Raw genomic sequence first — 13,991 nt, 5'->3', positions numbered from 1 at the left:
GATGTTACTTATGCAATCTTTTGACAAACCTTCAATCCTGATTATTGGCTGCGGAGATATTGGTCTTCGAGTGGCTAAACAGCTTTCGCGAAGTCATCGTGTTTATGCACTCACTTCTCAACAGAATCGCTTTCAGGAAGTGAGGAAGGTTAGCGCGATTCCCATTTTGGGTGATCTGGATAAACCAGATTCTTTGTGGCGCCTCAGTGGTTTAGCTCAAACCGTGATTCACTTGGCGCCATCGCAAAATAGCGGAAATCGTGATTGCCGAACCCGAAACCTAATCGGAATTTTAGCCCAAGGCTCTAATGCCGTCAGGCGCTTGGTCTATATCAGCACTACTGGGGTATACGGTGACCATCGGGGTGAAAAGGTGAGTGAAATCACCCCAGTCAATTCTCAAAGTGAGCGCGCCAAGAGAGAGGTGGATGCTGCGCGTGCTCTTCGCTTGTGGGGTCCTGCGAATGGGGTGGCTGTCGCTATTTTGCGAGTACCCGGAATTTATGCCGCCGATCGTTTGCCAATTGATCGACTCAAGGCGCAAACACCAGCCTTACTTCCAGAGGAAGACGCCTATTCCAACCATCTTCACAGTGATGATTTGGCTAGACTGGTTTGCGCGACTGTTTATCACGGAAAGCCTCAGCGCATCATTAATGCTTGCGACGGTGGTGAAACCAAGATGGGCGATTACTTCGATGAAGTAGCGGATGCTTTTGAATTGGAAAGGGCGCCGAGATTGCCCGCGAGTGAGCTGCAAAAAATCGTCAGCCCAATGCTGTGGTCATTTATGCGTGAATCGCGCAGGGTTACCAATCAGCGATTGCAAGAACTCAAAACGCCACTACGCTACCCGAGCGTAGCGCATTTTTTGAAAACTATTTCCAAGAATCCTTAAGGCAAACCGTACGGTTAAATACCAGTTTGCCCGGGTTTGAAGCATGCTTATCCGCGACAAAATATCCATGGCGCTCAAACTGGAAATGATCTTCTGGTTTGACATTTTTCATGCAAGGTTCTAAATAAGCAGCGATGGTTTGTTTGGAGTTGACATTGATCGCATCCAAGAAGTTTTTGTCGCCGCTATCCGGATGTGGATCGGTAAAGAGGTGGTCATAGAGGCGTACTTCAGCAGGAATCGCTTCAGCAGCACTGATCCAATGGATATTGCCCTTAACCTTGTAGTTATTGGATCCTGGGGTGCCACTCTTGCTGTCTGGAAAGTGGGTCACATTGATTTGCGTTACGTTACCTTGCGCATCGGTTTCAAAACCGGTGCATTCGACGACAAAACCATGACGCAAACGTACACGGCTACCCGGTTGATCTCCAATCGGTGGATATAGTCTAAAGAATCCTTTGATAGGTTCTTTCATGAAGTCATCCGCTTCAATCCATAATTCGCGCGTGAAATTGAATTCTCGATTACCCCACTCAGGATGATTGGGATGGCGCGGAGCTGAGCAAGCTTCTTTGGCGGAGGCGTCAAAGTTCTCCACGACGAGCTTGAGTGGTTTGAGGACGGCAGTAGCACGGGGTGCCCTTGCTTCTAGATCATCGCGTAGGGCTTGATCTAACGTGCTCATATCAATCCAGCGATCCGCTTTAGAAACCCCAATGCGTTCACAGAACAAGCGTATGCTTTCTGGGGTATAACCGCGACGACGAATACCTACAATTGTTGGCATACGTGGATCATCCCAGCCTTCAACGTGTTTTTCTTCTACCAATTGCAATAGCTTTCGCTTGCTAGTGATGGTGTAAGTGAGATTGAGGCGAGCGAATTCATATTGATGTGGAACGGGGTCCTTGAAGACGCCCAGCTCTTTCAGGGAATTCACAATCCAGTCATATAGCGGACGATTATTCTCAAACTCTAATGTGCAGATAGAGTGAGAGATATTTTCTAGTGCATCGGAGATGCAATGTGTGAAGTCATATAAGGGATAGATGCACCATTTGCTGCCAGTGCGGTGATGATCGGTATGACGAATGCGGTACACCACCGGATCACGCATCACGATGTTTGGATGCGCCATATCAATCTTTAAGCGAAGCACATGCTCACCGTCTTTGAATTTGCCATCACGCATTTCGCGGAAGAGGGCTAGATTTTCTTCGGGACTACGATCGCGATAAGGGCTATTTTTTCCGGCTTGGCCAAAGTTGCCGCGGTTAGTGTGAATGTCGTCAGCACTTTGACTATCAACATAAGCTTTGCCGTTCTGAATCAAGACTTCGGCAAACTCATAGAGGCGATCGAAGTAATCGCTCGCATGGTAAAGGTGGGTTCCCCAATCAAAGCCCAGCCATTTCACCGCATCCAAAATACTATCGGCGTACTCAACATCTTCCTTCACTGGGTTGGTATCGTCTAAGCGCATATTGCAGCGCGCACCACCAGCTTGGTTGTTGTAATCAGCAGCTAAGCCGAAATTCAAGCAGATACTTTTGGCGTGACCAATATGTAAATAGCCATTCGGCTCTGGTGGAAAACGAGTGATGATCGATGGAATAGCTTCGCCAGCTAAGTTGGTGCGCTCTGAGAATGCGCCACTTGCTAAGTCGTTGTCAATGATCTGACGTAAGAAGTTGGATGGCTCAGCTACAGTGCTGCTTGCTTTGGAGGGTTTGCTATCTTGGGGCATAGCCACATTGTAGAGAAAAAGAAAAAGCCAGCTAACTACAGCGGACTCATTTCTGGAGAGGTGTTCTGGAATCAATCTTCCACGAATGCCGCTTCGCGTGTTTTCTTCACTGCTGGCAGAGCCACGATCACCACCAGGAGGGCTGCCGCGATTAGCAGGCCCAAGGACAGTGGACGGGTTACGAAAGTGGAGAAGTCGCCACGGGACAGCAATAGGGCACGACGGAAGTTCTCTTCCATCATTGGTCCGAGTACGAAGCCCAAAAGCAATGGAGGAGGTTCGCAATCGAGTTTGAAGAACAGGTAGCCAATCAAGCCAAAGCCCGCAGTCACATAAACGTCAAACACAGTGTTGTTCACGGTGTAAGCACCAATACAGCAGAAAACCAAAATCGCTGGATAGAGGAAGCGATAAGGAATCTTCAAGAGCTTCACCCAGATACCAATCAGAGGCAAGTTCAAGAGAATCAACATCACGTTACCAATCCACATAGAGGCAATCAGACCCCAGAACAGAGCTGGGTTGCTGGTCATTACCTGTGGACCTGGTTGAATGTGGTGAATAGTCATCGCGCCAACCATCAAGGCCATCACCGCATTTGGTGGAATACCCAAGGTGAGCAATGGAATGAATGATGTTTGAGCCGCAGCATTATTTGCCGCTTCAGGACTGGCCACACCCTCGATCGCACCCTTACCAAATTCAGCACTGTGTTTCGAGGATTTTTTCTCAACAGAGTAAGCACCAAAGGCCGCTAAGGCTGCGCCACCGCCAGGCAAGATGCCCAAGATGGAGCCGATGGTTGTGCCACGCAAGATAGAGGGAATCATGCGCTTCACATCGTTCTTGGTTGGGACCATGCTGGTGAGTTTATTGAGGAAGCCTTCATCTTCACCAGACTTCTCAATGTTGCCCATGATTTCTGCGAAACCGAATACGCCCATCGATACTGCAACGAAGCCGATGCCATCGCTTAACTCAGGAATATCAAACGCGTAGCGTGATACACCAGAGTTCACGTCAGTACCAATCAAGCCCATCAAGAGACCCAAGATGATCATGCCAATCGCTTTGATCAAAGAGCCGGATGCCAGCACAACCGCACCAATTAAGCCTAAAACCATCAACGAGAAGTATTCAGCAGGACCAAAATTAAACGCAACCTGCGAGAGTGGTGCAGCAAAAGCTGCCAATACTAAAGTAGCTACGCAACCTGCGAAGAATGAACCTATACCAGCGGTAAAGAGCGCAACACCAGCGCGGCCATTTCGTGCCATTTGATAGCCGTCAATCGCCGTGACCACCGAAGACGTCTCCCCTGGAATGTTGAGCAAAATCGCTGTTGTAGAGCCGCCGTACTGTGAGCCGTAATAAATACCAGCTAACATAATCAAAGCGGCAATCGGAGGCAATGCGTAAGTAGCTGGCAACAGCATCGCAATCGTTGCGATCGGGCCGAGGCCTGGCAATACGCCAATCAATGTTCCCAAGATGCAGCCGATAAGGCAGTACAATAGGTTTTGTAGTGTGAACGCGGTATCGAAACCGAGAGCTAAGTTAGCAAATAAATCCATTTTTCAGAGTCCCGGTTCGTTATTGCTCTAGGAATACAGGTAGGATTGGGAACTGAAGGTTCAGGCCAAATACAAATACCGAATAGGTCAATGTCACCAAGAAGGCTGCATTAATTAATGTACCCTTCCAGGTAAATTCTCTGCTGGCGCTAGCTGCAACAAAAACCAATACCACTACAGCGATTAAGAATCCGAGGCGTGGCAACAGGAGGCCGTAGAGCACGACCGCACCCGTAATTTGCGCAATGATGCGCCAATTGAATTTAGGGATGGATTCGATAGCCGCTTTTGAACCTAAGGCCTTCACAGCTACCAGAATGCCTAATAGGAACATCAAAATGCCTACATAGAACGGGAAGTAGCCCGGACCCATTTTGGCCGCGGTTCCCATTGGATATTGGGTGGCCATGATCGCGAAGAAGAGGCCAATGACCATATACATGACCCCAGCCCCAAAATCCCGTTGATTGCGAATTTTCAAGTTGCTCTCCTTGTTGTCGACTTAGGCGCCGATTTTTATTGATGTTGTGGGATTGTAATGCAGGTTTGACCCTTCTTGCCAGGCGTTTGCCCTAGGCTAGTGCCAATGCGATAATTATCGCCATGAAAGTCTCCCAAATTCGCCAGGCTTACCTGGATTTCTTCGCCAAAAAAGGCCATCAAATCGTCCAATCCAGCCCGGTAGTGCCGGGGGACGATCCAACCCTGCTATTTACCAATGCAGGTATGAATCAGTTCAAAGACGTGTTTTTGGGCTTTGATAAGCGCCCTTATCAGCGCGCTACCACTGCCCAAAAGTGTATTAGGGCGGGTGGAAAACATAACGACTTGGATAACGTGGGCTATACGGCTCGTCACCATACCTTTTTTGAGATGTTGGGTAATTTCTCCTTTGGGGATTATTTCAAGAAGGACGCCATTCAATTTGCATGGGATTTATTGACCCAAGTATTCAAGTTGCCAAAAGAGAAGCTTTTGGTCACCGTATATGCGGAAGATGATGAGGCTTATGAGATTTGGAATAAGCAAATCGGCGTTCCCGCTGATCGCATCATTCGTATTGGCGACAACAAAGGCGCGCGTTACGCATCAGACAATTTCTGGATGATGGGTAACACAGGTCCCTGCGGGCCTTGTACTGAAATTTTTTACGATCACGGTGAGCATATTCCAGGTGGCCCTCCCGGAAGTCCAGATGAAGATGGCGATCGTTTTATCGAAATTTGGAATAACGTCTTCATGCAGTTCAACCGCGATGAAGCGGGTGTTATGTACCTATTGCCTAAGCCTAGCGTGGATACCGGTATGGGTCTTGAGCGCATTGCGGCAGTTTTGCAGCACGTGCACTCCAATTATGAAATCGACCTCTTCGTCAATCTAATCAAGGCTTCCAAGGAAGCGGTAGCTGCTGCCGGCGGTGAAAACTGCGATGCTAATAGTCCCTCATTGAAGGTGATTGCTGACCACATTCGCGCTTGTAGTTTTATCGTAGTGGATGGTGTGATTCCAGGTAACGCAGGTCGTGGATATGTATCGCGTCGCATTGCGCGTCGTGCGATTTGTCATGGATACAAACTGGGTGCTCGCAAACCATTCTTTTATCAGCTGGTGCCTGCGCTTGTAAAAGAGATGGGTGATGCTTATCCAGAATTACGCGCTGCGCAAGACAAGGTGAGTGAAGTCATCAAGCAAGAAGAAGAGCGTTTCTTCCAGACGATTGCGAATGGCATGGAAATTTTGGATGGCGCGTTGGCTGGCGGCGCAAGGATGGTTGATGGTGAAACTGCTTTCCGCTTACATGACACTTTTGGCTTCCCATTAGATTTAACTGCTGACGTTTGTCGTGAGCGTGGGGTGACTGTCGACGCCGATGGCTTTGAGGTGGCGATGCAAAAGCAACGTGATCGAGCAAGAGCTTCTGGTAAGTTCAAGGTAGCTCAGGGCTTGGACTACAAAGGGCAGTCAACCCAGTTCCATGGTTATGACACCTTAAAACATGAGGGTGCGAAAGTGACTGCCCTGTACGTGGATGGCTCGGCAGTCCCATCAGTTAAGGCTGGGGATGCAGCTGTAATCGCTTTAGATAACACCCCTTTCTATGCTGAATCTGGTGGCCAGGTTGGCGATAAAGGCGAGCTGCGCAATGAAAGCATCCTCTTCGCGGTTGAAGATACCCTCAAGATTCAAGCTGATGTATTTGGCCATCAAGGTGAAGTACTTGAGGGTGAGCTCAAAGTGGGCGATTCGATTAATGCCCTAGTTGATACCCAACAGAGAACCGATACGATGCGCAACCATAGCGCCACCCATATCTTGCACAAAGCATTGCGTGAGGTGCTAGGTGATCATGTGCAACAAAAGGGTTCCTTAGTAGATGTTACTAAGACCCGTTTTGACTTTACCCATAATGCGCCCATTACGGCTGAGCAAATTCGCCGTATTGAAGATATCGTCAATCAAGAGATCCTGGAAAACAGTGCCACCTCAGGCAAGGTCATGTCTTTAGATGATGCGCAAAAGACCGGTGCCATGATGCTCTTTGGCGAGAAATATGGAGATGAAGTCCGCGTGCTGGAGATTGGCTCTTCCAAGGAATTGTGTGGTGGTACGCACGTAGCGCGCACGGGAGACATTGGTATTTTAAAGATTGTTTCTGAGGGCGGTGTCGCTGCTGGTATCCGTCGTGTTGAGGCGGTAACCGGAAATCATGCATTGCATTTCCTGCAAGGTCTTGAAGACAAAATCAACGAAGCCGCAGCGATTCTGAAAACCCATCCTGGGGATTTGGTCAATCGGGTTGCGCAACTGCAAGAAAGCTTGCGTCAAGCTGAACGTGAACTAGAGAAAGTCAATTCCAAATTAGCCGCAAGCCAGGGTGATGAGTTGGCTGGGCAAGCAATTGATGTGAACGGCCTCAAAGTGTTGTCCGCCCGTTTGGATGGCGCTGATGCTGGCGTATTGCGCGAAACGATGGACGCCCTTAAGGCTAAGTTGACAACTGCCGCCATTGTGTTGGCATCGGTTCAAGGTGATAAGGTAAGATTAATCGCCGGCGTAACCGCTGACTCTATTGGTAAAGTTAAAGCGGGTGATTTAGTGAATTTTGTCGCTCAGCAGGTGGGTGGCAAAGGCGGCGGCAAACCTGAGATGGCGATGGCTGGCGGCAATGATCCAAGTAAGCTTGGAACCGCGTTAGCTGGCGTTAAAGATTGGGTGGCAAGTAAATGAGCGAAGCGGTCAATATTGCTTTTAATGCGGAAGTGGACGCCATTGGCATGAACTGCCCATTACCGATTTTGCGCACTAAAAAAGCGTTAGCAACCATGCACTCGGGCGAAGTCTTGAAGATTAAGGCAACTGATGCTGGGGCTGCTCATGACTTTCCTGCATTTGCTAAGCAGACCGGTAATGAGCTACTCGCCAGCACTACCGAAGGCGATGTCTTGGTCTTCTTCATGAAGCGTAGATAGGAGGGGCCTCCCTGCTCTAGGTTGCGCTAAGATTGAATAAAAAAGGCAGAGATGATTCGCTGCCTTTTTCTTTTGCCGCGGAAGCGTTACAGCAATGAGCGGCTTTTAAGATAAGCGGTAAAGTCAGCGGAAACTTCTGGATGACGCAAAGCAAACTCAACAGAAGCTTTGAGATAGCCCAACTTGCTACCGCAGTCGTAACGTACCCCATCGTACTCATAAGCAAATACAGGCCCTTCTGTCAGCAAAGAAGCGATCGCATCGGTGAGTTGAATTTCTCCGCCAGCGCCAGGCTTGAGGTTGCGAATATTGGCAAAGATCTCTGATGACAGAACGTAGCGTCCTACAACTGCTAAATTGGATGGCGCATCTTTCGGCTGCGGCTTCTCCACAATCCCATTTAGGCGATAAATACCTTTACCAACCTCGGCACCAGAAACAATGCCGTATGAGCTGCTCTTGGCGGGATCAATTTTTTCTACCGCTAAAACTGAACCATTTTGCTCGTCAAATACTTTCAGCATTTGCTTCAGGACTGGCGGTTGGCCATCCAATAAGTCATCCGCTAAGATGACGGCGAAGGGTTCATCGCGCACTAATTTTTCCGCGCATAGGACTGCGTGACCTAAGCCCAGGGCTTCTGGTTGACGAACATACACGCAATCTACATGGCTTGGCTTAACACTGCGAACGATTTCTAAGAGGGCTTGTTTATTCTTGGCTTCGAGTTCAGCCTCTAATTCATACGCTTTATCAAAGTGATCTTCAATGGCGCGTTTGCTGCGACCGGTGACAAAAATCATCTGGGTGATGCCAGCGGCGATGGCCTCTTCAACGGCGTATTGAATAAGTGGTTTATCGACCACATTCAACATTTCTTTCGGGCTGGCTTTTGTGGCTGGCAAAAATCGTGTGCCTAAGCCCGCGACAGGAAAGACTGCTTTGTTGACTGCTTTGGTGCTTAATGGCATATGACTTCCAATCGCTATGTTTGACCGCTTATTATTTCAGACGCTCTAATTGTGCAACAAGCTTCTTATGATTTTGCTCGAAATCAACAAGGCGCTGTTTTTCTTGGGCAACTACTTCAGCTGGGGCGCGAGCCACAAAGCTTTCGTTTGTCAACTTGCCCTTGGCTTTATTGATTTCATTCGCTAGACGTTCAATTTCCTTGCCCAAGCGAATGCGTTCGGCGGCAACATCTACTTCAATCTTGAGCAAGAGCTTGATATTCCCTACCAAGGCAATTGGCGCTCCAGGAGCATCTTTTTCTAGAGCGGATTCTTCACTATAGATCTTGACCTCTGTTAGCTTGGCGAGTGCCATTAAATAAGGCGTCGCGTTTGCTAACAATTCCCGTGGACCATGAATCCAAAGCGGTACTTTTTGACCAGGAGGTACTTGCATCGCGCCACGCAGGTTACGGCAGGCATCCACAATCGCTTTGATTTGCGCAACCCAAGCTTCGCTTTGTTCATCAATTTTTTCAGGTTGAGCAACAGGATAAGGCTGGAGCGCAATAGTCTGTTTAGCTTGCTTGACCAATTCTTTCCCAGATTTAGGGCCAACTGTTTGCCAAAGCGTTTCAGTGATAAACGGAATTAATGGATGCGCCAGGCGCAAGATGGTTTCTAAAACGCGTAACAGGGTGCGGCGAGTGGCACGTTGCTGCGCTGGAGTTCCAGTCTGCAATTGCACCTTAGCAAGCTCTAAGTACCAATCGCAATATTCATCCCAAACAAACTGGTAAATGCTGCTGGCGATATTGTCAAAACGATAGTTTTCAAAGCCTTTAGCCACTTCTGCTTCGGTTCTTTGAAGTTGAGAGACGATCCAGCGATCGGCTGGTGAAAAATCTAAATAGCCATCGGGTACACACTGGTTATCGCATAATCCAAGTCCGTTCTCCTCGTCATTGCCTGAGCAATTCATGAGCACAAAGCGAGTCGCGTTCCAGAGTTTGTTGCAGAAATTGCGATAGCCTTCACAACGTTTTTGATCAAAATTGATATTGCGACCAAGCGATGCTAAAGATGCGAAAGTAAAGCGTAAGGCATCAGCGCCAAATGCGGGGATACCACCCGGAAACTCTTTCTTCGTTTTTTTGCTGATGCTCTCAGCTTGTTTCGGATTCATGAGGCTAGTAGTTCGTTTTCCTACCAATTCTTCAATCTGAATGCCGTCAATTAAATCAATCGGATCCAAGGTATTGCCTTTAGACTTACTCATCTTTTGGCCTTCGGCATCACGTACTAATCCATGCACATAAACCGTATGGAACGGGACCTTGCCAGTGAAGTGGCAAGTCATCATGACCATGCGCGCTACCCAGAAGAAGATGATGTCAAAACCAGTCACCAAGACAGATGAAGGTAAAAAGTGATTTAAGGCGGGAGTCTCGTCTGGCCAGCCAAGTGAGCTAAATGGCACAAGCGCAGAGCTAAACCAGGTATCTAATACGTCGGGATCACGATTGAGTTTGCCATTATAACCAGCCGCCGCCGCTTTGGTTTTTGCTTCTTCTTCAGAGCGCGCTACAAATGTCTGCTCATCATCGCCATACCAAGCGGGGATTTGATGACCCCACCAGAGTTGACGCGAGATACACCAGTCCTGGATATTTTCAAACCACTGGGTATAAGCGTTTATCCAATTTTCAGGAACGAGTTTGATGTCGCCTTTGGTGACGGCATCTAAAGCTGCGCCTGCAATGGATGAGCCAGGTTGATATTGATTGTCTGGACTGAGTTTGGACATCGCCACAAACCACTGGTCAGTCAACATCGGCTCAATAATAGTTTGCGTGCGATCACCGCGTGGCACCATCAATTTATGTGGCTGAACTTTTTCAAGTAACCCAGCGGCATCTAAATCAGAAACGATTTGTTTGCGTGCTGCAAAACGCTCCATGCCTTGGTAAGCGATGGGAGCGCTCTCATTAATTTTGGCATCCACAGTGAGGATGTTAATCATTGGCAGTTGATGGCGTTGACCTACCGCATAGTCATTAAAGTCGTGCGCGGGAGTGACTTTGACAACGCCTGTGCCAAAGTTCAAATCAACATAGTCGTCTGCAATGATGGGGATTTGACGATTGCATAGTGGCAAATGAACTGATTTACCAATGAGGTGTTTATAACGCTCGTCTTCTGGATTGACCATCACCGCAACGTCACCCAATAAGGTTTCTGGGCGCGTAGTGGCGACAGTGAGATGACCGGAGCCATCAGCCAGTGGGTAACGAATATGCCACATTGAGCCATCTTCTTCTTCGCTGACTACTTCCAAATCAGAAACAGCGGTACCGAGAACGGGGTCCCAGTTGACCAAACGTTTGCCACGATAAATTAAACCTTGCTCATGCAGTTGGACAAATACTTCAACCACTGCTTTGGACATCGTGCTGTCCATCGTAAAATATTCTTTGCCCCAATCGATTGAAGCGCCGAGACGACGAATTTGTCTGGTAATCGTATTTCCGGAGGTTTCTTTCCACTCCCATACTTTCTCTAAAAACTTTTCACGACCTAAGTCGTGTCGAGAAACTTTTTGCGCATCGAGTTGGCGCTCAACCACAATTTGTGTGGCGATGCCAGCGTGATCAGTGCCGGGCACCCATAAAGTGTTTTTGCCTGACATGCGAGCGTGACGTACCAAGCCATCCATGATGGTTTGGTTAAAAGCATGACCCATGTGCAGGGTGCCGGTGACATTTGGAGGGGGGAGTTGAATTGAGAAATCCCCCTTGCCTGCGTCCATCGTGGCATCCGCAATACCATGGCATTCCCATTCTGGACCCCAGTAGGCCTCTATCGGGGCTGGTTCGTAGGATTTGGCGAGCTCGCCTGCTGAGCTGGCCGCTGGTGAATTAGGGGTATTTGAGGCATTTGGCATAAGAGGCAAATTATAATTGGGCTGATGTACTCAGACTTGCTCGCGAACCTCAATCCAGAACAGCGCGAGGCAGTGACCCTCCCGCCCGTAAATGAAAATGGCCAAGCCAAGTCAGCCTTGATTTTGGCTGGAGCCGGGAGCGGCAAGACCCGCGTGCTCACCACCCGTATAGCCTGGTTGATTCAGACCGGTCAGGTATATCCTATTGGCGTCCTAGCGGTGACCTTTACCAATAAAGCCGCCAAAGAGATGATGCTGCGCTTAAGCGCGATGCTCCCCATCAATACCCGTGGGATGTGGATAGGCACCTTTCATGGCCTTTGTAATCGATTATTGCGAGCGCACCATCAAGAAGCGGGCTTACCATCAACCTTCCACATTTTGGATACCCAGGATCAGCTCTCGGCGATTAAGCGTCTTTTGAAGGGTTTACAAGTTGATGACGAGAAGTATCCCGCCAAGCAGCTGCAGTACTTTATTGCGCATGCTAAAGAGCGCGGTCAACGCGCAAAAGATTTATCAGTTGGCGATGACTTTCAAGCGAAGATGGCGCAACTTTATGCGGCTTACGATGAGCAGTGTCGGCGCGAGGGCGTGGTTGATTTTGCGGAGCTCTTATTGCGTAGTTACGAATTGCTCAAGTACAGCGAACCCATTCGCACTCATTATCAAGAGCGCTTTCGTCATATTCTGATTGATGAGTTTCAGGACACCAATGCCTTGCAATATGCGTGGCTCAAATTATTGTCAGGTCATGATGCTAGCAAAGTAAACGTTAGTGGCATGGGCAGTAGCTCTGTGTTCGCTGTTGGCGATGATGACCAAAGTATTTATGCTTTCCGTGGCGCCGATGTCGCAAACATGCGTCTCTATGAAAAGCAATTTCATCCAATGCTGGTAAAGCTAGAACAGAACTATCGCTCCCAAGGCCATATCTTGGATACCGCAAATCATTTGATTGCGAACAACGCTGAGCGTCTTGGCAAGAATCTGCGCACCGATGCTGGGCATGGCGATCCGGTCCTTATTTATGAGGCGCCAAGCGACCATGCAGAAGCGGCTTGGTTGGTTGATGAGATTAAAGTTTTAGTTAATAGCGGCATTAAACGCACTGAAGTCGCTTTGCTTTATCGCAGTAATGCACAGTCTCGCATCATTGAGCACGCGTTGTTTTCTGCGGGCATTCCGTATCGTGTGTATGGCGGTTTACGCTTCTTCGAGCGTGCTGAAATTAAACACGCGCTCGCTTATTTGCGCTTGCTTGAAAATCCTAATGACGATACGTCATTCTCTCGGGTGGTGAATTTTCCAACACGCGGTATCGGTGCTCGTTCAATTGAGGCATTGCAAGATGCTGCCAGAGTACAGCAATGCTCTTTGTATGCGGCTGCCTCGACATTGGAGGGTAAAGCGGGTGCGGCACTTGGCGGATTTGTGCGCTTGGTCGATCATATGCGTGAGGCGACTCGCCACAATACCTTGCCGGAAACCGTTGAGTTTGTAATTCAACATAGTGGGTTGATTCAACACTACCTCTCTGAGCGCGAGGGACAAGATCGCGTAGAGAACTTACAAGAATTGATTAATGCCGCAACAGCATTTATCGCTGAAGAAGGGTATGGTCAAGATGCCACGGCAGCTATGTTGCCAGGAGAAAATGCGCCGGATACGGTAGAGGTTTCACCGTTGGCAGTGTTCCTATCGTATGCTTCCCTAGAGGCTGGCGATAACCAAGCGCAGACGGGTCAAGATGCGGTTCAGTTAATGACAGTCCACTCTGCCAAAGGCTTAGAGTTCACCTCAGTTTTCATTACCGGACTTGAGGAGGGCTTATTTCCGCATGAGAATAGCGTAAATGAGCAGAATGGCTTGGAAGAAGAGCGTCGCTTGATGTATGTAGCGATTACGCGTGCCAAGGAGCGGCTTTACCTGTCCCACACCCAATCGCGTATGTTGTATGGTCAGGTGCGCTACAATATGCCTTCCCGCTTCTTAGAAGAGCTACCTTCGGGTTCCTTGAAGTGGCTTACGCCCACAGCAAGGGATGCTCGCTGGGGTGGTGGTAATTCTAGGTCAGGATCCACTTGGCAAGATGGCTACACCCGTCAACGTGAATATGAATCGAATGACTTTTTTGATTCGGGCGCTGAGCGTCCAAGACCCGCTAAACGAGTGGAGCGAGTTGGCTCAGCGTCGATGGAAGTGAAAAGATTGGCCTCTCCACCGCGTGGAAATTATCCATTTACCATTGGTCAGAATGTGTTCCACACCAAGTTTGGTGAGGGGCGTGTCACGGGTTTAGAAGGTGTTTATGCGGATGCAAGAGCGCAAGTGAATTTCAAGCGCCATGGCATTAAATGGTTGCAACTCAGTATTGCGAAGCTTGCCGCGATCGATTGATTGCT

At 48.7% G+C, this 13,991-nt stretch carries 9 protein-coding genes; 4 read left to right on the top strand and 5 right to left on the bottom strand.

The window, feature by feature from the left end:
* The first annotated feature begins 10 nt into the window (after positions 1-10).
* On the top strand, positions 11-898 hold the full coding sequence (locus DXE35_RS07255; protein ID WP_114690049.1) for an NAD-dependent epimerase/dehydratase family protein: 888 nt from the start codon (positions 11-13) through the stop codon (positions 896-898).
* On the opposite strand, the gene DXE35_RS07250 is transcribed toward DXE35_RS07255, so the two are convergent.
* The 3 genes from DXE35_RS07250 to DXE35_RS07240 all read right to left on the bottom strand — a co-directional run bounded on the left by DXE35_RS07250 (position 879) and on the right by DXE35_RS07240 (position 4,703).
* A complete protein-coding gene (locus tag DXE35_RS07250; protein ID WP_114690048.1) occupies positions 879-2,648 on the bottom strand; it encodes a glutamine--tRNA ligase/YqeY domain fusion protein in 1,770 nt (589 codons plus the stop codon). The two genes, DXE35_RS07255 and DXE35_RS07250, sit on opposite strands and share 20 nt — an antisense overlap.
* A 71-nt stretch (positions 2,649-2,719) precedes the next feature.
* A complete protein-coding gene (locus DXE35_RS07245) occupies positions 2,720-4,222 on the bottom strand; it encodes a tripartite tricarboxylate transporter permease (protein WP_114690047.1) in 1,503 nt (500 codons plus the stop codon).
* A 19-nt stretch (positions 4,223-4,241) separates the two neighbouring features.
* A complete protein-coding gene (locus DXE35_RS07240) occupies positions 4,242-4,703 on the bottom strand; it encodes a tripartite tricarboxylate transporter TctB family protein (RefSeq protein ID WP_114690046.1) in 462 nt (153 codons plus the stop codon).
* Between the two features lie 122 nt (positions 4,704-4,825).
* Between DXE35_RS07240 and alaS the strand changes: the two genes are divergently transcribed.
* Positions 4,826-7,450: an alanine--tRNA ligase gene (gene alaS, locus DXE35_RS07235; protein WP_114690045.1), complete on the top strand. Its 2,625-nt coding sequence runs from the start codon at positions 4,826-4,828 to the stop codon at positions 7,448-7,450.
* Positions 7,447-7,692, top strand: coding sequence for a sulfurtransferase TusA family protein (locus DXE35_RS07230; RefSeq protein WP_415070135.1), 246 nt, complete (start codon positions 7,447-7,449; stop codon positions 7,690-7,692). Before alaS ends, DXE35_RS07230 begins: the two co-directional genes overlap by 4 nt.
* 86 nt (positions 7,693-7,778) lie before the next feature.
* On the opposite strand, the gene galU is transcribed toward DXE35_RS07230, so the two are convergent.
* Both galU and DXE35_RS07220 read right to left on the bottom strand, forming a co-directional pair.
* On the bottom strand, positions 7,779-8,663 hold the full coding sequence (gene galU / locus DXE35_RS07225; RefSeq protein WP_114690044.1) for a UTP--glucose-1-phosphate uridylyltransferase GalU: 885 nt from the start codon (positions 8,661-8,663) through the stop codon (positions 7,779-7,781).
* A 31-nt stretch (positions 8,664-8,694) separates the two neighbouring features.
* Positions 8,695-11,586, bottom strand: a complete 2,892-nt coding sequence (locus DXE35_RS07220) for a valine--tRNA ligase (protein WP_114690043.1) — start codon at positions 11,584-11,586, stop codon at positions 8,695-8,697.
* A 24-nt stretch (positions 11,587-11,610) separates the two neighbouring features.
* On the opposite strand from DXE35_RS07220, the gene DXE35_RS07215 reads away from it, so the two are divergent.
* Positions 11,611-13,986, top strand: coding sequence for a UvrD-helicase domain-containing protein (locus DXE35_RS07215; protein ID WP_114690042.1), 2,376 nt, complete (start codon positions 11,611-11,613; stop codon positions 13,984-13,986).
* The last annotated feature ends 5 nt before the right edge of the window (positions 13,987-13,991 follow it).

The sequence above is a fragment of the Polynucleobacter necessarius genome, assembly GCF_900095215.1.
GTDB classification, from domain to species: Bacteria; Pseudomonadota; Gammaproteobacteria; order Burkholderiales; family Burkholderiaceae; genus Polynucleobacter; species Polynucleobacter necessarius_H.
The sequence above is the reverse complement of the archived record's forward strand: the minus strand, read 5'-3'. Positions and strand labels throughout refer to the sequence as shown.

Excerpts from the sequence above, each read along its gene's own strand:
- galU (WP_114690044.1), bottom strand. The coding sequence starts at position 8,663 with ATGCCATTAAGCACCAAAGCAGTCAACAAAGCAGTCTTTCCTGTCGCG.
- DXE35_RS07215 (WP_114690042.1), top strand. The coding sequence starts at position 11,611 with ATGTACTCAGACTTGCTCGCGAACCTCAATCCAGAACAGCGCGAGGCA.
- DXE35_RS07245 (WP_114690047.1), bottom strand. The coding sequence starts at position 4,222 with ATGGATTTATTTGCTAACTTAGCTCTCGGTTTCGATACCGCGTTCACA.
- DXE35_RS07220 (WP_114690043.1), bottom strand. The coding sequence starts at position 11,586 with ATGCCAAATGCCTCAAATACCCCTAATTCACCAGCGGCCAGCTCAGCA.
- alaS (WP_114690045.1), top strand. The coding sequence starts at position 4,826 with ATGAAAGTCTCCCAAATTCGCCAGGCTTACCTGGATTTCTTCGCCAAA.
- DXE35_RS07250 (WP_114690048.1), bottom strand. The coding sequence starts at position 2,648 with ATGCCCCAAGATAGCAAACCCTCCAAAGCAAGCAGCACTGTAGCTGAG.
- DXE35_RS07230 (WP_415070135.1), top strand. The coding sequence starts at position 7,447 with ATGAGCGAAGCGGTCAATATTGCTTTTAATGCGGAAGTGGACGCCATT.
- DXE35_RS07255 (WP_114690049.1), top strand. The coding sequence starts at position 11 with ATGCAATCTTTTGACAAACCTTCAATCCTGATTATTGGCTGCGGAGAT.